This is a genomic window from Klebsiella sp. JB_Kp042, from assembly GCF_040065275.1.
GTDB classification, from domain to species: Bacteria; Pseudomonadota; Gammaproteobacteria; order Enterobacterales; family Enterobacteriaceae; genus Klebsiella; species Klebsiella quasipneumoniae.
Window position 1 is genome coordinate 113317 of record NZ_JBEAJL010000117.1, and the last position, 23915, is coordinate 137231.

General features: G+C 57.6%; 24 protein-coding genes. 12 read left to right on the forward strand and 12 right to left on the reverse strand.

What is annotated here, in order from left to right; translation table 11 throughout:
- Positions 1–109 precede the first annotated feature (109 nt).
- Positions 110–1585 carry a glucose-6-phosphate dehydrogenase gene (gene zwf / locus ABLV54_RS26345; RefSeq protein ID WP_004203394.1) on the reverse strand — a complete coding sequence of 492 codons (1476 nt, stop codon included), beginning with the start codon at positions 1583–1585 and terminating at the stop codon, positions 110–112.
- A 10-nt stretch (positions 1586–1595) separates the two neighbouring features.
- Positions 1596–1745 (reverse strand): hypothetical protein, encoded by a 150-nt coding sequence (locus ABLV54_RS26350; RefSeq protein WP_032453387.1) that lies wholly within the window; start codon positions 1743–1745, stop codon positions 1596–1598.
- Between the two features lie 159 nt (positions 1746–1904).
- Here ABLV54_RS26350 and ABLV54_RS26355 point away from each other — a divergent pair, with 159 nt between their 5' ends.
- Both ABLV54_RS26355 and pyk read left to right on the forward strand, forming a co-directional pair.
- Complete coding sequence (locus tag ABLV54_RS26355; protein WP_072096624.1) at positions 1905–2810, forward strand: MurR/RpiR family transcriptional regulator; 906 nt, start codon at positions 1905–1907, stop codon at positions 2808–2810.
- A 125-nt stretch (positions 2811–2935) separates the two neighbouring features.
- Positions 2936–4378 carry a pyruvate kinase gene (gene pyk / locus ABLV54_RS26360; RefSeq protein WP_002911440.1) on the forward strand — a complete coding sequence of 481 codons (1443 nt, stop codon included), beginning with the start codon at positions 2936–2938 and terminating at the stop codon, positions 4376–4378.
- Positions 4379–4441: 63 nt separating this feature from the next.
- On the opposite strand, the gene ABLV54_RS26365 is transcribed toward pyk, so the two are convergent.
- The gene (locus ABLV54_RS26365) at positions 4442–5776 is read right to left on the reverse strand and encodes a 2-hydroxycarboxylate transporter family protein (protein ID WP_117135928.1); all 1335 of its coding nucleotides are present in this window, start codon (positions 5774–5776) and stop codon (positions 4442–4444) included.
- A 416-nt stretch (positions 5777–6192) separates the two neighbouring features.
- Here ABLV54_RS26365 and ABLV54_RS26370 point away from each other — a divergent pair, with 416 nt between their 5' ends.
- The 3 genes from ABLV54_RS26370 (at position 6193) to dcuR (ending at position 9658) form a co-directional block, all read left to right on the forward strand.
- A complete protein-coding gene (locus tag ABLV54_RS26370; RefSeq protein WP_048297816.1) occupies positions 6193–7140 on the forward strand; it encodes an AEC family transporter in 948 nt (315 codons plus the stop codon).
- 62 nt (positions 7141–7202) lie between these two features.
- Positions 7203–8888, forward strand: a complete 1686-nt coding sequence (locus tag ABLV54_RS26375; protein ID WP_226564436.1) for an NAD-dependent malic enzyme — start codon at positions 7203–7205, stop codon at positions 8886–8888.
- A gap of 53 nt (positions 8889–8941) precedes the next feature.
- Positions 8942–9658 carry a two-component system response regulator DcuR gene (gene dcuR, locus ABLV54_RS26380; protein ID WP_023290248.1) on the forward strand — a complete coding sequence of 239 codons (717 nt, stop codon included), beginning with the start codon at positions 8942–8944 and terminating at the stop codon, positions 9656–9658.
- A 28-nt stretch (positions 9659–9686) separates the two neighbouring features.
- Here the strand turns inward: dcuR and lpxM are convergent, their stop codons facing one another.
- From lpxM to znuA, 3 genes are all read right to left on the reverse strand, one after another.
- A complete protein-coding gene (gene lpxM / locus ABLV54_RS26385; RefSeq protein WP_044523984.1) occupies positions 9687–10658 on the reverse strand; it encodes a lauroyl-Kdo(2)-lipid IV(A) myristoyltransferase in 972 nt (323 codons plus the stop codon).
- A gap of 117 nt (positions 10659–10775) precedes the next feature.
- On the reverse strand, positions 10776–12095 hold the full coding sequence (mepM, locus tag ABLV54_RS26390) for a murein DD-endopeptidase MepM (protein ID WP_023290249.1): 1320 nt from the start codon (positions 12093–12095) through the stop codon (positions 10776–10778).
- A gap of 15 nt (positions 12096–12110) precedes the next feature.
- Positions 12111–13055 carry a zinc ABC transporter substrate-binding protein ZnuA gene (gene znuA, locus ABLV54_RS26395; RefSeq protein ID WP_032428922.1) on the reverse strand — a complete coding sequence of 315 codons (945 nt, stop codon included), beginning with the start codon at positions 13053–13055 and terminating at the stop codon, positions 12111–12113.
- A 78-nt stretch (positions 13056–13133) separates the two neighbouring features.
- On the opposite strand from znuA, the gene znuC reads away from it, so the two are divergent.
- The gene (gene znuC, locus ABLV54_RS26400; protein ID WP_004203406.1) at positions 13134–13886 is read left to right on the forward strand and encodes a zinc ABC transporter ATP-binding protein ZnuC; all 753 of its coding nucleotides are present in this window, start codon (positions 13134–13136) and stop codon (positions 13884–13886) included.
- The gene (gene znuB, locus ABLV54_RS26405) at positions 13886–14671 is read left to right on the forward strand and encodes a zinc ABC transporter permease subunit ZnuB (protein WP_022066253.1); all 786 of its coding nucleotides are present in this window, start codon (positions 13886–13888) and stop codon (positions 14669–14671) included. Before znuC ends, znuB begins: the two co-directional genes overlap by 1 nt.
- Positions 14672–14733: 62 nt before the next feature.
- Here znuB and ruvB read toward each other — a convergent pair whose 3' ends face one another.
- From ruvB to aspS, 6 genes are all read right to left on the reverse strand, one after another.
- Positions 14734–15744, reverse strand: coding sequence for a Holliday junction branch migration DNA helicase RuvB (gene ruvB, locus ABLV54_RS26410; protein ID WP_004148860.1), 1011 nt, complete (start codon positions 15742–15744; stop codon positions 14734–14736).
- A gap of 8 nt (positions 15745–15752) precedes the next feature.
- On the reverse strand, positions 15753–16364 hold the full coding sequence (ruvA, locus tag ABLV54_RS26415) for a Holliday junction branch migration protein RuvA (protein WP_348814252.1): 612 nt from the start codon (positions 16362–16364) through the stop codon (positions 15753–15755).
- A gap of 79 nt (positions 16365–16443) precedes the next feature.
- Positions 16444–16965, reverse strand: a complete 522-nt coding sequence (gene ruvC, locus ABLV54_RS26420; protein WP_004203412.1) for a crossover junction endodeoxyribonuclease RuvC — start codon at positions 16963–16965, stop codon at positions 16444–16446.
- Between the two features lie 34 nt (positions 16966–16999).
- A complete protein-coding gene (locus ABLV54_RS26425; RefSeq protein WP_002911459.1) occupies positions 17000–17740 on the reverse strand; it encodes a YebC/PmpR family DNA-binding transcriptional regulator in 741 nt (246 codons plus the stop codon).
- Between the two features lie 27 nt (positions 17741–17767).
- A complete protein-coding gene (gene nudB / locus ABLV54_RS26430; protein WP_002911477.1) occupies positions 17768–18211 on the reverse strand; it encodes a dihydroneopterin triphosphate diphosphatase in 444 nt (147 codons plus the stop codon).
- Between the two features lies 1 nt (position 18212).
- Positions 18213–20000 (reverse strand): aspartate--tRNA ligase, encoded by a 1788-nt coding sequence (gene aspS, locus ABLV54_RS26435; RefSeq protein ID WP_023290254.1) that lies wholly within the window; start codon positions 19998–20000, stop codon positions 18213–18215.
- A 267-nt stretch (positions 20001–20267) separates the two neighbouring features.
- Between aspS and ABLV54_RS26440 the strand changes: the two genes are divergently transcribed.
- From ABLV54_RS26440 to cmoB, 5 genes are read left to right on the forward strand one after another with little or no spacing between them, the layout of a single operon-like run.
- On the forward strand, positions 20268–20834 hold the full coding sequence (locus ABLV54_RS26440) for a hydrolase (protein ID WP_049013741.1): 567 nt from the start codon (positions 20268–20270) through the stop codon (positions 20832–20834).
- Entirely contained in the window at positions 20831–21649 is an 819-nt protein-coding gene (locus ABLV54_RS26445) for a DUF72 domain-containing protein (RefSeq protein WP_087827153.1), read from the forward strand. The genes ABLV54_RS26440 and ABLV54_RS26445 overlap by 4 nt, the downstream gene beginning before the upstream one ends.
- A gap of 52 nt (positions 21650–21701) precedes the next feature.
- Positions 21702–22097 carry an MAPEG family protein gene (locus ABLV54_RS26450; protein WP_008804243.1) on the forward strand — a complete coding sequence of 132 codons (396 nt, stop codon included), beginning with the start codon at positions 21702–21704 and terminating at the stop codon, positions 22095–22097.
- Positions 22098–22136: 39 nt separating this feature from the next.
- Positions 22137–22880 carry a carboxy-S-adenosyl-L-methionine synthase CmoA gene (cmoA, locus tag ABLV54_RS26455; protein ID WP_004203422.1) on the forward strand — a complete coding sequence of 248 codons (744 nt, stop codon included), beginning with the start codon at positions 22137–22139 and terminating at the stop codon, positions 22878–22880.
- The gene (gene cmoB / locus ABLV54_RS26460; RefSeq protein WP_023290258.1) at positions 22877–23881 is read left to right on the forward strand and encodes a tRNA 5-methoxyuridine(34)/uridine 5-oxyacetic acid(34) synthase CmoB; all 1005 of its coding nucleotides are present in this window, start codon (positions 22877–22879) and stop codon (positions 23879–23881) included. The genes cmoA and cmoB overlap by 4 nt, the downstream gene beginning before the upstream one ends.
- Positions 23882–23915 lie beyond the last annotated feature (34 nt).

Here is a 23915-nt window from a genome sequence, read left to right on the forward strand (position 1 = left end):
AAAGCCCCGTGGGTGAATCCTCACGGGGCTTAAAAGATTAAAAAGCGTGCGACTTTCTGCGTCAGATCATGTTACCGGTAAAATACCCCTGACGGATGAGACCGCGAGCTTACTCGAACTCGTTCCACGAGCGGCCATCGCGGGTGATCATGGCCACCGAGGCCACGGGTCCCCAGGTCCCGGCCTGATACGGTTTCGGCGCATCGCGGTCGGCCGCCCAGGCTTCGGTGATGGAGTCCACCCACTTCCACGCCTCTTCCACTTCATCACGGCGGACGAACAGCGCCTGGATACCGCGCATGGTCTCCAGCAGCAGACGTTCATAGGCATCGGCCAGATGCGTCTGATTGAAGGTTTCGGAGTAGCTCAGATCCAGCTTGGTGATCTGCAGGTTATGCTTGTGGTCGAGGCCCGGCACTTTGTTCAGGACCTGAATATCCACCCCTTCGTCCGGTTGCAGACGAATGGTCAGCTTGTTCTGCGGCAGCTCCTGCCAGGTCTCTTTAAACAGGTTCAGCTCCGGCGTTTTGAAATAAACCACCACTTCGGAACATTTGGTCGGCAGACGTTTGCCGGTGCGCAGATAGAACGGTACGCCAGCCCAGCGCCAGTTATCGATATCAACGCGGATCGCCACGAAGGTTTCGGTGTTGCTGGTTTTGTTCGCCCCCTCTTCTTCGAGGTAGCCTGGCACTTTTTTGCCCTGGGCAAAGCCGGCGGTGTACTGGCCGCGAACGGTTTTCTCGCGCACGTTGGAGCGGTCAATACGGCGCAGGGATTTCAGCACTTTAACCTTTTCATCACGGATGCTGTCGGCGCTGAGATCGGACGGCGGCGACATGGCAATCATGCACAGGATCTGCAGCAGGTGGTTCTGGATCATGTCGCGCATCTGTCCGGCCTGGTCGAAGTACCCCCAGCGCCCTTCAATGCCTACCTCTTCCGCGACGGTGATTTCCACATGATCGATGGTACGGCAGTCCCAGTTATTGACGAACAGGGAGTTGGCAAAGCGCAGCGCCAGCAGGTTGAGGACCGTCTCTTTTCCGAGGTAGTGGTCGATACGGTAGACCTGGCACTCTTCAAAAAACTCGCCGACCTGATCGTTGATTTCCCGCGAGGTTTCCAGCGAGGTGCCCAGCGGTTTTTCCATGACCACGCGCGCAGGCTTGGCATTGAGCTTCGCTTCGCCCAGACCTTTACAGATGGCGCCAAAGGTGCTCGGCGGCATGGCGAAATAGTTGATGGTGACGCGATTCTTTTGGTCCAGCATGTCGCCCAGGCGGGTGAAGCCGCTGGTGTCATTGACGTCAAGATTACAGAACTCCAGGCGTCCGCTCAGGGAATCCCACAAACCTTCATCAATTTTTTCCTTCATGAAGGTTTCCAGCGCTTCGCGCACCACTTTGGTGTAAGCCGCTTTATCCCAGTCGGCACGGCCGACGCCAATGATCCGGGTGTCGGCGTGGATCTGGCCCGCCTTTTCAAGCTGATACAGGGAAGGCAACAATTTACGCCGCGCCAGGTCGCCCTTCGCGCCGAAAATGACCAGGTCGCATGCCTGGGCCGTTTGCGTTACCGCCATGTCATTCTCCTCAGTTGATAGTCTGGTGCTTTTGCCAGGCTATATTTGTAATTTTCTTACACTGCACTGTACTGTGTTTACGTATTTCCCGAAAGCCTTCCCCTCCGTTTGCGGCGGGAAAACCGCACAGGGTGAAAACATTCGGCGATGATTTGGGCATCTGGCTGATATTGTTCGTTGTTTGTACCTGTTTCAGGTCAGTAAAATACGACTCTGATCATGTAATGAAAAAAAACAACATTTTTTCCCGTCATTCCTCACCGCTTGCGCTTGCGGAGGGGTATATTCTTGCTAAAACGCCCGATGATTTCACCCATTAATGAAATCGTTTCCATTGATGAGCGCCCTGTTACTAATGAACATGCTGGAAAAAATCCAGTCCCGACTGGAACACCTTAGCAAATCTGAACGCAAAGTGGCGGAAGTGATCCTTGCCACCCCCGCGCAGGCCATTCATTCGAGCATCGCCGCCCTCGCTCTTGAGGCCGGGGTGAGCGAACCGACCGTCAATCGCTTTTGCCGCAGTCTCGAAACCCGCGGCTTTCCTGACTTCAAACTGCATCTCGCCCAGAGCCTTGCGCACGGCACACTCTATGTTAACCGCAATGTTGATGAAGACGACAGCGTTGAGTCATACACGGGAAAAATATTTGAATCGGCCATGGCGAGTTTAGATCAGGTCCATCATTCTCTCGACATGTCGGCAGTGAATCGCGCGGTGGATCTCCTGACTCAGGCCAAAAAAATCGCCTTTTTCGGCCTGGGCTCTTCGGCGGCGGTCGCTCATGACGCGATGAACAAATTTTTCCGCTTTAACGTGCCGGTCATCTATTCCGACGACATTGTCCTGCAACGCATGAGCTGTATGAATTGCGATGACGATGATGTGGTGGTGATTATCTCGCATACCGGAAGGACCAAGAGCCTGGTGGAGCTGGCGCAGCTGGCCCGTGAAAACGATGCCATGGTGATCGCCCTCACCTCCCCCGGCTCGCCGCTGGCCCGGGAAGCCACGCTGGCCATTACCCTGGATGTGCCGGAAGATACCGACATCTATATGCCAATGGTCTCGCGTCTGGCCCAGTTGACCGTCATTGACGTGCTGGCGACTGGCTTTACCCTGCGCCGGGGAGCAAAATTCAGAGATAACTTGAAGAGGGTCAAGGAAGCGCTGAAGGAATCGCGTTTTGATAAAGAACCGTTCGTACCCAGTGATAATCAATAAAAGTTGATAACAAGCAGTACCCCATTACACCTTCGATAACGATCCGGCTGTGCGACGTTGCAGGCTGGCGCTACCGAATCCATGTTCACGCAACACCAAAGTTGTATCAGTCAACGGAGTATTACATGTCCAGAAGGCTTCGCAGAACCAAAATCGTTACTACCTTAGGCCCGGCAACTGACCGCGATAACAACCTGGAAAAAGTTATCGCCGCGGGCGCAAACGTAGTGCGTATGAACTTCTCTCACGGCACCCCGGAAGATCATCAGCTCCGTGCCGATAAAGTGCGTGAGATTGCGGCAAAACTGGGCCGTCACGTAGCCATCCTCGGCGACCTCCAGGGACCAAAAATTCGCGTATCGACCTTTAAAGAAGGCAAAATTTTCCTCAACGTCGGCGACAAATTCCTGCTCGACGCCAACCTCGGCAAGGGCGAAGGCGACAAAGAGAAAGTCGGAATCGACTATAAAGGCCTGCCGGCGGACGTCGTGCCCGGCGATATCCTGCTGCTCGACGATGGTCGCGTGCAGCTGAAAGTCCTCGAAGTTCAGGGGATGAAAGTGTTCACCGAAGTGACCGTCGGCGGCCCGTTGTCCAACAACAAAGGGATTAACAAGCTGGGCGGCGGCCTGTCTGCCGAAGCGCTGACTGACAAAGACAAGGCCGATATCGTCACCGCCGCTAAAATTGGCGTCGATTATCTCGCCGTCTCCTTCCCGCGCTGCGGCGAAGACCTGAACTACGCCCGTCGCCTGGCGCGCGATGCCGGTTGCGATGCGAAAATCGTCGCCAAAGTCGAGCGTGCGGAAGCCGTCTGCGACCAGGACGCCATGGACGACGTGATCCTCGCCTCCGATGTGGTGATGGTTGCCCGCGGTGACCTCGGCGTCGAAATCGGCGATCCGGAGCTGGTGGGCATCCAGAAAGCGCTGATTCGTCGTGCGCGTCAGCTGAACCGTTCCGTCATCACCGCCACCCAGATGATGGAGTCGATGATCACCAACCCGATGCCGACCCGTGCGGAAGTCATGGACGTGGCCAACGCCGTGCTGGATGGTACCGATGCGGTGATGCTCTCCGCGGAAACCGCTGCCGGTCAGTACCCGTCGGAAACCGTGGCCGCGATGGCGCGCGTCTGTCTGGGCGCTGAAAAAATCCCGAGCCTCAACGTCTCCAAACACCGTCTGGACGTCCAGTTCGACAACGTGGAAGAAGCGATTGCCATGTCGGCGATGTATGCCGCCAACCATCTGAAAGGCATCACGGCCATCATCACCATGACCGAATCGGGCCGCACCGCGCTGATGACCTCGCGCATCAGCTCCGGTCTGCCGATTTTCGCCCTGTCCCGCCACGAGCGCACCCTGAACCTGACCGCCCTCTACCGCGGGGTGACGCCGGTGTTCTTCGACAGCCAGAATGACGGGGTGGCCGCTGCGCACGATGCCGTCAATCTGCTGCGGGACAAAGGCTACCTGGTCTCCGGCGATCTGGTGGTCGTTACCCAGGGTGACGTGATGAGCACCATCGGCAGCACCAATACCACGCGTATCCTCACCGTCGAGTAAGCCTCGGTCTCTACCTGCCAGCGCTACGGCTGGCAGGTATTTTTTTGCCCAACGCCCGGCAGGCTACACCATCCAGCTCAGCAATAGCGTCGCAGCGATCACCGTCGACGCCCCACCGATACGCGTCGCAATCTGTGCAAACGGCATCAATCCCATGCGGTTTGAGGCCGAGAGAATGGCGACATCCCCCGTTCCGCCCAGCCCGCTGTGGCAGCTGGTAACGATGGCGGCTTCCACAGGATACATATTAAGGCGTGAAGCGATAAAGAACCCGCTCAACGCCATGGCAATGACAATGGAGCCGCACACCACGACGTAGCCAACGGAGAAGACCGAGACCACGCTCTCCAGCGGTACATACAGCATGCCCAGGCCGATCATCAGCGGCCACACCAGCGCGGCGGAGACGAACTTGTAGCAACTGTGCGCCCCCAGCTCCATCGCCGCCGGGATAACTTTTGTATATTTGCAGAATACCGCCGCCAGAATCATCAGAACCGGCCCCGGAATATGCACCACCTTCTCCAGCAGACCGCCGATGATGAAAAAGGCGCAAATCATCAGCAACCCGGCGCCCATGAGCTGAAAATCGGTGGGCTGCGTACTCTGATTCTGCGCAAAGACGCTATTATCTTCATGGCTGCGGATCAGCATCCCGTTGCCGGACAGCGCCGGGCGACGAGCGCCCATGCGGGCCAGAAAGCCGGCGCAGATAATGGCGAAGATGTTACCCACCACCGCCGCCGGCGCCAGTTGGGCCACGTAGACATCTGGCGCCTGTCCGAGGATCGCCGAATAAGCCAGCGACAACGGCAGGATCCCTTCGCCGATGCCGCCGCCGATAATCGGCACAATGATAAAGAAGAAGGTGTGATACATACTGTAGCCGAATAAGCTGCCCACCAGCAGGCCGGTTACGATTGCCGCGCCGGTTCCGACCACCAACGGGACAAACATGCGCACCATCCCCTGGATCAGAATCATGCGGTTCATGCCAAGGATACTGCCGACCACCAGGCAGGCGATGACGAAATAGAGGAGATTGGCCTCCTTCATCAGCAAATGCACGGTATCGAGCGTATGCGCTTCAAATACGCCAAAGTAGACCAGCACTGAGGGCGTCATCAGACACAAAATCGCCGGACCGCCAATATCTTTTAACACCGGCACCATGCGGCCAATTTTCGCCAGTGCGAACCCGAGGGTCATGATGACCGCCAGTCCGCCAATCATGTTTTTTGGCAACAACCCCGCGCCAGCGGAGAGCGCCACTATCGCGGCGATACCTATAAACAGCGTTAACGGCACGGCGCCGACTTCGATATTGGCGAAAAGTCGAGTCGCTTGCCCGTTCGGCAACGTTTTATCTATCGGGTGGTTGAGTGAATTATTTTTCATATTTTTACCTGAATAATAAGGAGGTCACGTAGGGTCAGGATGCAATATTAAAATCGCGCAGCACTATGAACTAAAAAGCACTAAACGCCGTATCAACTAAATACACTGAAACGGTAGCACAGGACTTTAAAACTAAAAACGACAACCGTATTCACGCTGCCGGCTTTGTGACTGAGCCATAAAGTTTATTTTAAGTAATTTAATTTATTATCGCGAAGCTAAAGTTATCGCCAGCTAAAATAATGAACTCTGTTAATACAACGCAATGATTTAATAATCTTTTCTCTATTTGTAAGTAAAGTAGCCAAGGCGAAATTATTTAAAGCCAGATGACTGTGATGGCTATCACCTTTTAAATATTAGGGGATCGTTAGATTGGCAGCACAACAATCCGATAATATATGTCAGGACATTTTATGCCTTCACTGCTCTTGCAATCTCTTTTCCCGTTGGTATTTATCATGCTGCTCGGATGGCTTAGCGGCAAACTCGGCTATACCCGCCGTGAGGACGCCTCCGTTCTTGCCACGGTGGTTATCCGCTTTGCCCTTCCTTTTCATCTTTTTATCGGCGCATTACATACCAGCCCGGATAAAATAAAAAACTTCACCTTTATGGCGGTGCTGGTTATTGGTCTGATGGGGTCGTATTTTCTTACGCTACTGATCTCGCGCTACGTTTTTCGTCATGATATTAAAACCAGCGCGATTCAGTCGCTGGTTTGCGCCTTCCCCGATATGGCCTACTTTGGCGCCCCCGTGCTGGCGGTGCTGATAGGTCCGGAGGGCTTTCTCGGGGTGCTTATCGGAAACCTGGTGACCAGCGTGTTGATGATCCCTCTGACCATCATCCTGATCCGCATGGGAGACCAGCCCGGAGACGCTGAGGCTCCCCAGCTCCACGCCGGGCAGTTGATCCTGCAAAACCTGCTTAACGCCGTGCGAAATCCCATTGTCTGGATCCCCATTTCCGGGGTGCTGCTCAGCCTGGCCGGGATCCAGTTGCCGCCTCTGCTCAGCGTGCCCGTCGAAATGGTGGGTAAAATCGCCGGCGGTCTGTCACTGTTCGCCCTTGGGCTGCTGTTTTACGGTGAACGTCCGACGGTCAATATTCAAACCTGCACCAACATTAGTATTAAAAACCTGATCCAGCCGGCCATGATGGCGCTGGCCGGGCTGGCCTTTGGGCTCAGTCATTCCCTGATGCAACAGGTTATTATCATTGGCGCCACGCCTTCCGCTATCGCGGCGGGGATGTTTGCCCTGCGCAGCGATACCTATATTGAACCCGCCTCATCTTCTATTTTGCTGGGCACCGCCATCGGCGTGGTCACCGAAGGCGTCATGATTTATCTCATTTCGTAATCACAGAAATAAAACACCAAGACATCAGGCAATGTTTTAATTTGATATTCAGGAGTCACGTAATGTTAGCCACAGAAACCTTATACACCCCCTATAACGGTGCTGTCCTGCTGGAAAACCCGTTATTAAATAAAGGCCTCGCGTTTACGGAAAGCGAACGCACAGCGTTTAATCTTCAGGGACTGTTACCGCACAATGTGGAAACCATTGAGGAACAAACCGAGCGCGCATGGGGTCAGTTTTGTCAGTTCAAAAAAAGCATTTCGCGCCATATTTATCTCAGAAATATTCAGGACACAAACGAGACGTTATTCTATAACCTGCTGCGCAGCCATATGAAAGAGACGCTGCCCATTATTTATACCCCGACGGTGGGCGAAGCGTGCGAACACTTTTCAGAAATATATCGCCGGGGACGCGGCCTGTTCATCTCCTGGCCCAACCGTCACCATATTGACGAGATGCTGCAGGGGTTTTCCCGCAACGATATCAAAGTCATCGTGGTAACCGATGGCGAGCGTATTCTGGGGCTGGGCGACCAGGGGATCGGCGGTATGGGGATCCCCATTGGCAAACTCTCGTTATATACCGCCTGCGGGGGCATTCACCCGGCATCAACGCTGCCCATTATGTTAGATGTCGGGACCAACAATCCGCAGCATCTGGAGGATCCGCTGTATATGGGCTGGCGACATCCGCGCATCAGCGATGAGCAGTACCTGGAGTTTATGGACATGTTTGTCCATGCCATTCAGCAGCGCTGGCCGACTGTCTTGCTCCAGTTTGAAGATTTTGCCCAAAAGAATGCCACGCGACTGCTCAACCGCTATCGACACCAGCTGTGCTGTTTTAACGATGATATTCAGGGAACCGCCGCCGTGACCTCGGGAACCCTGATCGCTGCCGCCGCAGCCGCCGGGACGTCGCTCCGCGACCAGCGGGTGGTTTTCCTGGGCGGCGGTTCGGCCGGATGCGGAATTGCGGAAAAAATCATTGCGCTGATGGTGAATGATGGGCTCTCAGAAACGGAAGCACGTCGCCGCATCTTTATGGTTGACCGCTTTGGTCTGCTGACTGATGAGATGCCTAATCTGCTCAATTTTCAGCGCGAGCTGGTCACCCCCCGAGCCAATATCGCCCACTGGGATACCGAGGCGGCCCAGCTGTCGCTGATGGATGTCGTACGCAACGTCCACCCTACCGTGCTGATCGGCGTGTCAGGCCAGCCGGGGCTGTTTAGCGAAGAGATAGTGAAAGAGATGCATCGGCACTGCCCGCGCCCGATTATTATGCCGCTCTCTAACCCCACCTCCCGAGCCGAGGCCCAGCCGAAGGATCTGCTGGAGTGGACCCGGGGTAGCGCGCTCATCGCCACCGGCAGCCCGTTCGACCCTGTCTTCTATAACGGCAAAACCTACGACATTGCCCAGTGCAACAACGCCTATATTTTCCCCGGTCTGGGGCTGGGGATCCTTGCCAGTAAAGCCGAGCGCGTCACCGAAGCAATGCTTATCACCTGCAGTAAAACGCTGGCCGCCCACTCGCCTCTGGCGACCCGCGAAACCGGCGGTTTACTGCCGCCGGTAGAAGAGATCGAGATGATCTCACGGGCTATTGCCGCAGAGGTCGCCCGCGCGGCTCAACTGGACGGCGTAGCGCCGCAGATTGACGAGGCGCAGCTGGCGGCGAATATCGATAAAACCTTTTGGCGAGCGCGCTACACCGCGTATAAACGTTCGTCATTGTGATCGCTCATCTCGCGGGAAGCCGGCTGGCTTCCCGCCACTCGGGGGAACCACCCATGTTCAATGTGCTGATTGTCGATGATGATCCTATGGTGGCCGAACTGAACCGGTTGTTTATCAGCCAGGTAGCTGATTTTCACTGCTGCGGAGTCGCGGCGACGATCGCCGATGCTAACGCGATGCTGAGCCATCTGGCGCCGATCGATCTGCTGCTGCTGGATGTCTATATGCAACAGGAGAGCGGCCTGGACCTGCTGCCGGCGCTTCGCGCTGATGGGCGGAATATTGATGTCATCATGATGACGTCCGCCGCCGATGCGCTCACCGTGCAGACGGCGCTGCGCTATGGCGTGGTTGATTACCTGATTAAACCGTTTCAGTTTCCGCGCTTTGAGGAAGCCCTGCGAACCTGGCGCAATAAACGCGATGCGAAGCAAGCGAAATCCTGCTACGCCCAGGCGGATATCGACACCCTGCTACGCCGCGGGGTTCAACAACAGGACGGCCCCCGCCGCTTGCCGAAAGGGCTGACGCCGCAAACGCTTCGCCTGGTGTGCCGGTGGATAATCGCTCATCAGGCGCGAGATTTTTCAACCAATGAGCTGGCGGCGGCACTGCAGATCTCCAGAGTTTCATGCCGCAAATACCTGATTTGGCTGGAGCAGATCAACGTGCTCTTCACCAGCAATCACTACGGTATCACCGGCCGACCGGAGTATCGTTACCGGCTTGCGGCTGAGAACATGATGTTGCTGACGCAATATAGCCAGTGAGCCGGGAATGCCCACTGGCGCTTGCAGACTACTTCTTAGGGTACAGCTCTTTGCGTTTGTAGGGCTCGATTTCACCCGGCTTGCGCGTCTTCAGCAGCTTCAGGATCCAGGTGTACTGCTCGGTGTGCGGCGTAACAAACACCTCCACCTCTTCGTTCATCCGCCGGGCGATCGTTGTATCGTCAGCGTCCAGCAGATCGTCCATCGGCGGGCGCACCAGCACCGTCAGGCGATGCGTTTTGCCATCGTAGACCGGGAACAGCGGAACGACGCGGGCGCGGCATACCTTCATTAAACGGCCAATCGCCGGCAGCGTGGCCTTATAGGTCGCGAAGAAATCCACAAACTCGCTGTGCTCGGCGCCGTGATCCTGATCGGGGAGATAGTAGCCCCAGTAACCCTGGCGCACCGACTGAATAAATGGTTTGATCCCGTCGTTGCGCGCGTGCATCCTTCCGCCAAAACGACGACGTACGGTATTCCACACGTAATCGAAGACCGGGTTACCCTGGTTGTGGAACATCGCCGCCATCTTCTGCCCGCCGGAGGCCATCAGCATCGCCGGGATATCCACGCCCCATGCGTGCGGGACGAGGAAAATCACCTTTTCATTATTGCGCTGCAGCTCGTCGATGATAGCTTTACCCTGCCAGTCGACGCGGGCGAGAATTTTCTGCGGATCGCGCAGGCCCAGCTCGGCCATCATCACCATCGCCTGCGGCGCCGAGGCGTACATGGCGTCGATGATCGCTTCCCGCTCGTGCTCGCTTTTATCCGGGAAGCAATACAGCAAATTAATCTGCGCCCGGCGGCGCGAGCTTTTCGCCAGACGCCCGACCAGACGACCGAGTTTGCCGAGAAGCGGATCGCGAAAGGAAGGCGGAGTCAGCGCAATACCGGCGAAGGCAAAGACCCCCAGCCAGGCGCCCCAGTAGCGCGGCAGTAAAAAAGATTTTTCAAACTTAGGGATAAACTCAATATTATTTTTTTTCGTTTCCATGCCCAATCCGCAGATCGACTGCTTAATCAAGATAATGGGATAGTGTAGCGAGACGTTGGGTATCCTACAAAATAAAAAGCCGGCGCCCTGGGGCACCGGCTTTCCACTGACCGGTGGTTAGTCAAACCGCAGCTGCGGAACGACCTCTTTGACCTGCGCCAGATAATCGGTACGGTCGGAACCGCTCAGCCCTTCAGTACGCGGCAGTTTCGCCGTCAGCGGGTTGACCGCCTGCTGGTTGATCCACACTTCGTAGTGCAGGTGCGGCCCGGTTGAGCGTCCGGTATTCCCCGACAGCGCAATACGATCCCCGCGCTTCACTTTCTGCCCCGGCTTCACCAGCAGCTTACGCAGGTGCATGTAGCGAGTGGTATAGGTACGACCGTGGCGGATGGCCACGTAATACCCGGCGGCGCCGCTACGCTTGGCCACCACCACTTCGCCATCACCCACCGCCAGCACCGGCGTTCCCTGCGGCATCGCGAAATCGACGCCACGGTGCGGCGCGACGCGCCCGGTGACCGGGTTCAGACGACGCGGGTTAAAGTTAGAGGAGACGCGGAACTGACGCGCCGTCGGGAAGCGCATAAAGCCTTTCGCCAGCCCCGTCCCGTTGCGGTCGTAGAATTTTCCGTCTTCGGCACGGATGGCAAAGTAGTCCTTCCCGTCAGAACGCAGACGCACGCCAAGCAGCTGGCTTTGCTCGCGTTTGCCGTCAAGCATTTCGCGCGACATCAATACCGAGAACTCATCGCCTTTCTTCAGCTTACGGAAATCCATCTGCCACTGCATGGCCTTGATCACCGCGCTGATTTCCGTGCTGGTCAGCCCGGCATCGCGCGCGCTGGAGACAAAGCTGGCGCCGACGGTGCCCTTCAGCACGCTGTTGACCCAGTCGCCTTTCTGCAGCTCGCTGCTCATTTTAAAGCCGTTAGCCACGCGGGTGTAGGTGCGGGTTTCGCGGCGGGACATCTCCCAGGTCAGACTCTGCAGATCGCCGTCGGCGGTCAGGGTCCAGGAGAGCTGCTGGCCAATCTTCAGATTACGCAACTCTTTATCGGCGGAGGAGAGCTGGGCGATATCACCCATATCGATACCGTACTGGTTCAGGATGCTGCTGAGGGTATCGCCGGTCGACACCACGTATTCGTGCCCGCCGGCATCGCTATCGGCTTTTTCGTCGAGTTCATCCTGAGGAATGGCTTCTTCTTCCTGCGGGGCCTGGTCGATCGGCTCGGAGGCTTCCGGCAGCAGGGAGCGGATCTCGCTTTTTTCCAGTTCAATGGTTCTGACGATGGGGGCGGATTCCGGGTGGTAAATGTACGGTCGCCAGACGGCGACCGCTAAGGTAAGAACGCTAAGCGACCCCAGCATGACGCGATGAGGTCGTGGCAGATTGTTAAATGCCTGAGTGACAGCGCGGGCTATCTGTTGCACGTATTCACTTCCTCGTTAATCTCCTTTCAGGCAGCTCGAATACTGATTCGCCAGCTGGGTGAGGAATTGCGGGTAACTCGCTTTACCCAGCTTAATTCCGCTACCCAGTGGATCCAGGGTCCCCATGCGCACAGACGTGCCCCGGGCAACAGCTTCGATAACCGCTGGCCTGAACTGTGGCTCAGCAAAAACGCAAGTGGCTTTCTGCTCAACCAGTTGTGTTCTGATTTCGTGTAAACGCTGCGCACCGGGCTGTATTTCAGGGTTGACGGTAAAATGCCCCAGCGAGGTCAAACCGTAGTGTTTTTCAAAGTAACCGTAGGCGTCATGAAAAACGAAATAGCCCTTTCCTTTCAGCGGTGCCAGCTCATTGCTAACCTGCTTGTCGGTCGCCGCCAGCGCGGCCTCGAACTGCTGCAGGTTGCTGTCGAGTTTGGCTCGACTCTGCGGCATAAGTTCCAATAATTTATCGTGGATTGCAACCGCCGAAAGCCGCGCTATCTCTGGGGATAACCACAGATGCATATTGTAGATACCGTGATGGTGATCGCCGTCACTTTTTTCCGCTGCGCCATGGTCATGACCATGATGATCGTCATCGTCGTCAGCGCCGGTCATCAGCAGCGGTTTGACCCCATCCAGCTCTGCGATAGTCACCTTTTTATTCGCCGCAATGCTTTGCGTCGACTTATCCATAAAGGCTTCCATTTCCGGACCGATCCACACCACTAAGTCTGCGTTCTGTAAGCGTTTTACATCGGAAGGACGGAGAGAATAATCATGCTCGGAGGCGCCATCAGGCAGCAGCACCTGGGTGTCGGTAACCCCATCGGCGATAGCCGCCGCGATAAAGCCCAGCGGTTTCATGGAAGTCACCACGGCGGCACTGGCCTGCGGTACCTGTGCGAACAAAAAAACAGCGCCAAGTCCAGCGCAAAGAAGCGTATTTTTATGTAACATAATGCGTCTAGTCATCGAAACGAGTGAGTGTGATGTGATATTATAACATTCACTAGCTTGTGCAACCCCTAAATGATTATGACAAACCTTGTAACGCTGGAAAATGTCTCGGTGGCCTTTGGCCAACGCCGCGTGCTGTCTGACATCTCGCTGGCTCTCACGCCAGGCAAAATATTGACCCTCCTGGGCCCCAACGGCGCCGGCAAATCGACGCTTGTGCGGGTGGTTCTGGGGCTGGTAGCACCGACAGAGGGTGTTATCAAGCGCGAAGAACGCCTGCGGATCGGCTATGTGCCGCAGAAACTGCATCTCGACGCCACGCTGCCGCTGACCGTCAGCCGCTTCCTGCGTTTGCGTCCAGGCACCCGCAAAGACGACATCCTGCCGGCGCTGAAGCGCGTGCAGGCCGGGCATCTGATCGACGCCCCGATGCAAAAACTTTCCGGCGGAGAAACCCAGCGCGTGCTGCTGGCTCGCGCCCTGCTCAATCGCCCGCAGCTGCTGGTGCTGGATGAACCGACCCAGGGCGTCGACGTCAATGGTCAGGTTGCGCTCTACGATCTTATCGACCAGCTGCGCCATGAGCTGGACTGCGCGGTGCTGATGGTCTCCCACGACCTGCATCTGGTCATGGCCAAAACCGACGAGGTATTGTGCCTGAACCAGCATATCTGCTGCTCCGGCGCACCAGAGGTCGTCTCAATGCATCCGGAGTTTATCTCCATGTTCGGCCCACGCGGCGCGGAACAGCTGGGGATCTACCGCCATCACCATAATCACCGCCACGATCTTCAGGGGCGAATTGTACTGCGTCGGGGAAACAGCCGCTAATGATTGAACTTTTGTTACCTGGCTGGCTGGCCGGGATGATGCTGGCCTGCGCCGCCGGCCCGCTGGGCTCCTTTGTGGTCTGGCGCCGTATGTCCTATTTCGGCGACACGCTGGCGCATGCCTCGCTGCTCGGCGTCGCTTTCGGTTTACTGCTGAACGTCAATCCGTTTTATGCGGTGATCGCCGTCACCCTGCTGCTGGCCGGCGGGCTGGTATGGCTGGAAAAACGGCCGCATCTGGCGATCGATACCCTGCTGGGCATCATGGCGCACAGCGCGCTCTCCCTGGGGCTGGTGGTGGTCAGTCTGATGTCTAACGTCCGCGTCGATCTGATGGCGTACCTGTTCGGCGATCTGCTGGCGGTCACCCCGCAGGACCTGATCGCCATTGCCATGGGCGTGGTGATTGTGATTGGCATTCTGCTCTGGCAGTGGCGGAATCTGCTGGCGATGACCATCAGTCCGGACCTGGCGTTTGTCGATGGCGTGAAGCTGCAGCGGGTCAAGCTGCTGTTGATGCTGGTCACCGCCCTGACTATCGGCGTGGCGATGAAGTTCGTCGGGGCGCTGATCATCACTTCCCTGCTGATTATCCCGGCCGCCACCGCCCGCCGTTTTGCCCGCACGCCGGAGCAGATGGCCGCCGTGGCGGTGGGCGTGGGCATGCTGGCCGTCACCGGCGGGTTAACCTTCTCGGCTTTCTACGACACGCCGGCCGGTCCATCGGTGGTGCTGTGCGCCGCGGTGCTGTTTATTCTCAGCATGACGAAAAAAGCCGCCAGCTAAAAATGAAAAACCCGGTCGCGCTGCTGACCGGGTCTCCCGATGAACGACACATCCGTAGCGAACTACGGCATCTCCGGCGGCGTAATCCCGAAATGATTCCAGGCGCGCACCGTCGCCATTCTTCCCCGCGGCGTACGCTGCAGAAAACCCTGCTGAATTAAGTAGGGCTCCAGCACATCTTCAATGGTTTCCCGCTCTTCGCCAATCGCGGCGGCGAGGTTATCCAGCCCCACCGGTCCGCCGAAGAACTTATCTATCACCGCCAGCAGCAGCTTGCGGTCCATATAGTCGAACCCTTCCGCATCGACGTTGAGCATATCCAGCGCCTGGGCGGCAATGTCGGCGGAGATGGTGCCGTCGTGGCGCACTTCCGCGAAGTCACGCACCCTACGCAGCAGACGGTTGGCAATACGCGGCGTGCCGCGTGAACGGCGGGCCACTTCCAGCGCGCCCTCGTCGCTCATCTCCAGCCCCATATGGCGGGCGCTGCGGCTGACAATATGCTGCAGATCGGGGATCTGATAGAACTCCAGACGCTGCACGATGCCAAAGCGGTCGCGCAGCGGCGAAGTCAATGAACCGGCCCGGGTGGTGGCGCCGATCAGGGTAAACGGCGGCAGGTCGATTTTAATCGAGCGCGCCGCCGGACCTTCGCCAATCATGATATCCAGCTGGTAATCTTCCATTGCCGGATAGAGCACCTCTTCCACCACCGGCGAGAGGCGATGGATCTCATCGATAAACAGCACATCGTGCGGTTCAAGGTTGGTGAGCATCGCGGCGAGATCGCCCGCTTTCTCCAGCACCGGGCCGGAGGTGGTACGCAGATTCACCCCCATTTCATTGGCGACGATATTGGCCAGGGTGGTTTTCCCCAACCCTGGCGGGCCAAAAATCAGCAGGTGATCGAGGGCGTCGCCGCGCAGCTTCGCCGCCTGGATAAAAATCTCCATCTGCGAACGCACCTGCGGCTGGCCGACATACTCTGCCAGCAATTTTGGGCGGATGGCGCGGTCAGCGGCCTCTTCGAAGCCGCTGCTGTCTGCCGATACCAGCCGGTCTGCTTCAATCATCCCTTACCTCACAACGCGGCGCGCAGCGCTTCGCGGATTAGCGTTTCACTGTTGGCGTCCGGACGCGTGATCTTGCTGACCATCCGGCTGGCCTCCTGCGGTTTATAGCCCAGCGCGACCAGCGCGGCAACCGCTTCCTGCTCGGCATCGTCCGCCGTCGGGCCTGCCGGTGAGGTCAGTACCAGATCGGCGGCCGGGGTAAACAGATCGCCGTGCAGCCCTTTGAAGCGGTCTTTCATCTCAACGATCAGGCGTTCAGCGGTTTTTTTGCCAATCCCCGGCAGCTTCACCAGCGAGGCAACCTCTTCCCGCTCAACGGCGTTGACGAACTGCTGCGCCGACATGCCGGAGAGGATCGCCAGCGCCAGCTTTGGCCCTACGCCGTTGGTTTTGATCAGTTCTTTAAACAGGGTACGCTCCTGTTTGTTGTTAAACCCATACAGCAGCTGGGCATCTTCACGCACCACAAAGTGGGTGAAGACAATCGCCTCCTGCCCGGCTTCCGGCAGCTCATAGAAGCAGGTCATTGGCATGTGCACTTCATAGCCGACGCCCGCCGTTTCCAGCAACACCAGCGGGGGTTGTTTTTCGAGAATGATGCCTCTGAGTCTGCCTATCACGTGGGGCTCCTGCGTTATGGTCTAAGTATCTGGCGGTATCATAAAAAAAGGCTGGATAGATATCCAGCCTGATTTGCGATTATCGTAAGCGCCCTCGCGCCAGATTGAGCCGGGTCTCGCTGATCTGCGCGGCATTCTGGCTGACATGGCAATGGGTGATGGCGATCGCCAGCGCATCCGCCGCATCCGCTTGCGGATTGGCAGGCAGCTTGAGCAGGGTGCGCACCATGTGCTGGACCTGACTCTTTTCAGCGCTGCCGATGCCGACAACCGTCTGCTTAACCTGGCGGGCGGCATATTCAAACACCGGTAACGACTGATTGGTCGCCGCCACGATCGCCACCCCGCGCGCCTGCCCGAGCTTTAACGCCGAGTCGGCATTCTTGGCCATAAAGACCTGCTCAATGGCGAAAAAGTCAGGCTGGAACTGGGTGATGATCTCCGTCACTCCGGCGTAGATCAGCTTCAGCCGCGACGGCAAATCGTCCACTTTGGTGCGGATACAGCCGCTGCCAAGGTAGCTCAGCTGCCGGCCAACCTGACGAATCACGCCATAACCGGTAACGCGCGACCCCGGGTCAATGCCGAGAATAATAGCCATCACGCGCCTCCGGTTAACCGTGGATGCGACTGCATCACAGGGTGGCTGCGACCTCGTCGGAGATCTCGCCGTTATGGTACACTTCCTGCACGTCGTCGCAGTCTTCGAGCATATCGATCAGACGCAGCAGCTTCGGCGCCGTCTCGGCATCCATATCCGCTTTGGTGGACGGGATCATCGAGACTTCGGCAGCGTCGGCTTTCAGGCCAGCGGCTTCCAGCGCGTCGCGTACGGCGCCCATCTCTTCCCAGGCGGTGTAGACGTCGATCGCGCCGTCGTCATAGGTCACCACGTCTTCAGCGCCAGCTTCCAGCGCCGCTTCCATGATGGTGTCTTCATCGCCTTTCTCGAAGGAGATGACGCCTTTTTTGCTGAACAGGTAGGAGACGGAACCGTCGGTGCCGAGGTTACCACCGGTTTTAGTGAAGGCGTGACGCACTTCCGCAACGGTACGGTTACGGTTGTCCGACAGACATTCCACCATCACCGCGGTGCCGCCAGGGCCATAGCCTTCATAAATGATGGTTTCCATGTTCGCGTCTTCATCGCCGCCGACGCCGCGCGCGATGGCGCGGTTCAGGGTGTCGCGGGTCATGTTGTTAGACAGCGCTTTATCCACCGCCGCACGCAGACGCGGGTTGGACGCCGGATCGCCGCCGCCCAGACGCGCTGCGGTAACCAGTTCGCGAATGATTTTCGTAAAGATTTTACCGCGCTTGGCATCCTGTGCCGCTTTGCGGTGTTTGGTGTTGGCCCATTTACTATGACCTGCCATAAAAAACTCTCCAAAAAGCGCGCCCTTTCAGGCGGCGTTAATTACAAATTCTTCAATCGCCTGCCGGTTGCTCCACGACTTGGTCAGCGCAGCGGCTTCCGTCGCGCTGACCCAGCGGTAGGCCAGATGTTCGGTAAAGGTAATTTCCCGCTCATGAGGCAGCGCAAGACAGAACCAAAATTCCGTATTACGCTCCACTCCCGGCGCATAGCGATGACGCAAATGAGAAAATATCTCGAACTCCACCGTGCGCTGACAGTCGATTAAGGTCAGTTGCTCGCAGGCAACGTCAATGGCGACCTCTTCCTTTACTTCACGCGCGGCGGCCTGCAGCGCGGTCTCTCCTGCTTCCAGGCTGCCGGTGACCGACTGCCAGAACGCGGGATCGTCGCGCCGCTGCAACATCAGCACCCGTTTGGTATCTTCGGCGTAAATCACCACCAGCACCGAAACGGGCAGCTTAAATGACATATTACTTGTTCTCCAGAGACGCTTTTGCCTCTTTCTCCACAACCTGAATACCCAGTTCACTGAGCGCCGCCGGATTGGCGAAGCTTGGCGCTTCGGTCATCAGGCAGGCGGCCGCGGTGGTTTTCGGGAAAGCGATAACGTCGCGGATGTTATCGGTGCCGGTCAGCAGCATGGTCAGACGGTCAAGACCGAACGCCAGGCCCGCATGCGGCGGGGTACCGTATTTCAGCGCATCGAGCAGGAAGCCGAATTTCTCACGCTGTTCCTGTTCGTTAATGCCCAGAATACCAAATACCGTCTGCTGCATGTCGCCGCGGTGGATACGCACCGAACCGCCGCCGACTTCATAACCGTTAATGACCATATCGTAGGCGTTGGCCACGGCCTCTTCCGGCGCAGCTTTCAGCTCGTCCGCCGTCATATCTTTCGGCGAGGTGAACGGATGGTGCATCGCCGTCAGGCCGCCTTCGCCGTCGTCTTCGAACATCGGGAAGTCGATCACCCACAGCGGCGCCCATTTGCTCTCGTCAGTCAGGCTCAGATCTTTGCCCAGCTTCAGACGCAGCGCGCCCAGCGCGTCGGCCACCACTTTCTTGTTGTCGGCGCCGAAGAAGATCATGTCTCCGTCCTGCGCGCCGGTGCGGTCGAGGATCGCTTCCACGATTTCAGCGGTCAGGAACTTGGCCACCGGGCTGTTGATCCCGTCCATGCCTTTGGCACGTTCGGTCACTTTAATATAGGCCAGCCCTTTCGCGCCGTAGATCTTGACAAAGTTGCCGTATTCGTCGATCAGCTTGCGGGTCAGAGAAGCCCCGCCCGGCACGCGCAGCGCCGCCACGCGCCCTTTCGGATCGTTGGCCGGGCCGGCAAAGACCGCGAACTCCACTGATTTCAGCAGGTCGGCGACGTCCACCAGCTCCATCGGGTTACGCAGGTCCGGTTTATCGGAGCCGTAGCGACGTTCGGCTTCGGCGAAGGTCATGATCGGGAAGTCGCCCAGATCGACGCCTTTAATCTCCAGCCACAGCTGACGCACCATCGCTTCCATGATCTCACGCACCTGCGGCGCGGTCATAAAGGAGGTTTCCACGTCGATCTGGGTAAATTCAGGCTGACGGTCGGCACGCAGGTCTTCATCGCGGAAGCATTTGACGATCTGATAGTAGCGGTCGAAGCCGGACATCATCAGCAGCTGTTTGAACAGCTGCGGCGACTGCGGCAGCGCGTAGAATTTGCCTTTGTGCACGCGGGAAGGCACGAGGTAATCGCGGGCGCCTTCCGGGGTGGCTTTGGTCAGCATCGGGGTTTCGATGTCGAGGAAGCCATGGTCATCCATAAAGCGGCGCACAAAGCTGGTGATTTTCGCGCGGGTTTTCAGACGCTGCGCCATTTCCGGACGACGCAGGTCGAGGTAGCGGTATTTCAGACGCGCTTCTTCGGTGTTGACGTGATTGGAGTCCAGCGGCAGCGATTCTGAGCGGTTAATGATCGTCAGATCGGAAGCCAGCACTTCGATAGCGCCGGTGGCCATGTCCGCGTTGATGTTTTTCTCTTCACGCGCGCGAACGGTGCCAGTGACCTGAATGCAGAACTCATTACGCAGTTCAGAGGCTAACTTCAACGCATCCGCACGATCCGGATCGAAAAACACCTGAACGATGCCTTCGCGGTCGCGCATATCGATAAAAATGAGGCTACCGAGATCGCGACGGCGGTTGACCCAACCACACAGAGTCACCTGCTGCCCAACGTGGGACTGTCGAAGCTGTCCGCAATATTCTGTACGCATGAGATATCCCTTAACTTAGCCGTCGGCGGATTGTCGTCTGCCCTGCAGGCGACGAGGTCGCAGCTTTAGCTGATGTCACAACTGAATGAAAAAAGGCGGCTATTATACTGGAAATTCTGTCGTTCGATAAGTCCGACGCACGATGTACGCTGCTTTGCTGCGCGCTTAACGTCCACACTCACATAAATTAACAAAATTTGTTACCCTTTTGCTGAAGCCGCAAAGGTATTGTAGCCGCCTGACAACAGATGAAGATACGGGGATACCATGTTAGAACTCAATGCGAAAAACACGGCGCTGGTGGTGATCGATCTGCAGGAAGGCATTTTGCCTTTTGCCGGCGGCCCACATCGGGCTGACGAGGTGGTGGCTCGCGCCGCCCGCCTGGCAGACAAGTGCCGACAACAGGGTTCGCCGGTCATCATGGTCCGCGTCGGCTGGTCGGCCGATTTCGCCGAAGCGCTGAAACAGCCTGTCGACGCGCAGGCCGGGGCGCATACGCTGCCTGAGAACTGGTGGACCTATCCGGCCACGCTGGGTAAGCAGGAGAGCGATATCGAAGTGACCAAACGCCAGTGGGGCGCGTTCTATGGCACCGACCTTGAGCTTCAGCTGCGTCGCCGCGGTATCGACACCATTATTCTCTGCGGCATCGCCACCAACATCGGCGTCGAATCCACCGCCCGCAACGCCTGGGAGCTGGGTTTTAACCTGGTCATTGCCGAAGATGCCTGCAGCGCCGGCTCCGCCGAGCAGCATCAGGGCAGCATGACGCATATTTTCCCGCGCATCGGCCGTGTGCGCAGCACCGAGGAGATCCTCGCCGCGTTATGATTTATATTGGGCTTCCCCAGTGGTCGCACCCGAAATGGGTGCGCCTTGGCATCACCAGCCTTGAAGAGTATGCCCGCCACTTCAATTGCGTCGAGGGCAACACCACCCTGTATGCGCTACCGAAGCCGGAGATTGTCGCCCGCTGGTACGAGCAGACCCACGATGACTTCCGCTTCTGCTTTAAATTCCCGGCGACTATCTCGCACCAGGCCGCCCTGCGCCACTGCGACGATTTAAGCCGTGAATTCTTCACCCGCCTGGCGCCGCTGGCCTCGCGCATCGGCCAGTACTGGCTGCAGCTGCCGGCGACCTTCGGCCCTCGCGATCTCCCGGCGCTATGGCATTTTCTCGACGCACTGCCGAAGGATTTCACCTACGGCGTCGAAGTTCGTCACCCCGAGTTCTTCGCCAAAGGGGAAGCGGAACAGCAGCTCAACCGCGGGCTGCACCAGCGCAACGTCAACCGCGTGATCCTCGACAGCCGCCCGGTCCATAGCGCCGCGGCCACCAGTCCGGCGATGATCGACGCGCAACAAAAGAAACCGAAGGTGCCGGTGCATGCGGTGATGACCGCCCGGCAGCCAATGGTGCGCTTTATCGGCGGCGACGATATGGTCCATAACCGGGAACTGTTTCGCGTCTGGCTGCAGACGCTGCCGAAATGGCATCAGTCAGGGACGCCGTGGCTGTTCCTGCATACCCCCGATATTGCCTACGCGCCGACGCTGGTCGATACCCTGTGGGGCGATCTGCGCGCCGCCCTGCCGGCGGCAGGAAATGCGCCGTCGATTCCGCAGCAATCTTCTCTTTTCTGATATCCTGCTATCATATCCGGAGCCATCTGCCAGAGTTAAAGGGAGTTTTCGTATGGTCAGCGCGCTGTATGCCGTTTTAGGTGCGTTATTGTTAGTGAAGTTCTCATTTGACGTGGTGCGTTTGCGCACCCAATACCATGTAGGCTACGGCGACGGCGGCTTCAGCGAGCTGCAGGTCGCCATCCGCGTTCACGGCAATGCCGTCGAATATGTGCCGATTGGCCTCATTTTACTGTTATTTATGGAGATGAACGGCGCCCAGACCTGGATGGTGCACGTTTGCGGCATTTTATTGATCGTCGGACGACTGATGCACTCCTGGGGTTTTCATCACCGCGTCTACCACTGGCGCCGCTCCGGCATGAGCGCCACCTGGTGCGCGTTGTTGCTGATGGTGCTGGCCAATCTCTGGTATATGCCCTGGGAGTTGGTTTTCTCCCTCCGTTAGCGCACAATACGCCGTTTTCGTTTTTTCGGGTTTAACGTTATGTCTCACCGCGATACGCTTTTTTCCGCGCCGATTGCCAGCCTTGGCGACTGGACCTTTGATGAACGGGTTGCTGAAGTCTTCCCCGATATGATCCAGCGTTCTGTGCCTGGCTACTCCAATATCATCTCGATGATCGGCATGCTGGCCGAGCGCTTCGTTCAGCCCCACACCCAGGTTTACGATCTTGGCTGTTCGCTGGGCGCCGCCACCCTCTCCGTGCGCCGCAATATTAGCCATCCGGGATGTCGCATTATCGCCATCGACAACTCCCCGGCGATGGTGGAGCGCTGCCGTCGCCATATTGACGCCTATAAAGCGCCGACGCCGGTCGAGGTGATTGAAGGGGATATCCGCGATGTGGCCATTGAAAACGCCTCGCTGGTGATCCTGAACTTTACCATTCAGTTCCTTGAGCCGGGCGATCGTCAGGCGATCCTGAATAAAGTCTATCAGGGGCTGAATCCCGGCGGCGCGCTGGTGCTATCGGAGAAATTCAGCTTCGAAGACGCCCACGTCGGTGAGCTGCTGTTCAATATGCATCATGACTTTAAGCGCGCGAACGGCTACAGCGAGCTGGAGATTAGCCAGAAACGCAGCATGCTGGAAAACGTGATGCTGACCGACTCTGTGGAAACCCATAAAAAACGCCTGCGTCAGGCGGGGTTCGAACATGCTGAACTGTGGTTCCAGTGCTTTAACTTTGGCTCGCTGGTGGCAGTAAAATCCGGGGAGCAGGCATGATCGACTTCAGTAACTTTTATCAGCTGATCGCCAAAAGCCCGCTGTCTCACTGGCTGGAGACGCTGCCTGCCCAGGTAGCCGCCTGGCAGCGCGAGGCCCTGCACGGCAAGTTTCGCGAATGGGAGCGCGCCGTTGAGTTTCTTCCGGAATTAACGCCCTGGCGTCTGGACCTCCTGCACAGCGTCACCGCCGAAAGCGAAACGCCGCTCAGCGAAGGCCATCGGCTGCGGGTAGAAAACCTGCTTAAAAACCTGATGCCATGGCGCAAAGGCCCTTATTCGCTGTACGGCATCAACATCGATACCGAATGGCGCTCCGACTGGAAATGGGAGCGCGTCCTGCCGCATCTGTCCGATCTTAGCGGACGGACCATCCTCGACGTGGGCTGCGGCAGCGGCTATCACATGTGGCGGATGATCGGCGCGGGCGCGCATCTGGCGGTCGGCATCGATCCCACCCAGCTGTTCCTGTGCCAGTTTGAAGCGGTGCGTAAGCTGCTTGGCAACGACCAGCGGGCGCATCTCCTGCCGCTGGGCATCGAGCAGCTCCCGGCGCTGGAGGCCTTTGACACCGTGTTCTCGATGGGCGTGCTCTACCATCGCCGCTCGCCGCTGGACCACCTGTGGCAGCTGAAAGATCAGCTGGCGCCGGGTGGCGAGCTGGTACTGGAGACGCTGGTGGTCGAAGGCGATGAAAATACGGTGCTGGTTCCGGGCGATCGCTATGCGCAGATGCGCAACGTCTATTTTATTCCCTCCGCGGCGGCCCTGAAAATGTGGCTGGAGAAGTGCGGGTTTATCGATGTGCGCATCGTCGACGCCTGCGTCACCTCGACGGAAGAGCAGCGGCGCACCGAATGGATGACCAGCGAATCGCTGGCCGATTTCCTCGACCCACAGGATCAGCGCAAAACCGTGGAAGGCTATCCGGCGCCGCTGCGCGCGGTGATTATCGCCACCAAACCGGAAACGCAGCAGTCGCTGGCGAAGAAAGCGAGATAAAAAAAGGCCCCTGTTTAATGGGCAGGGGCCTGGT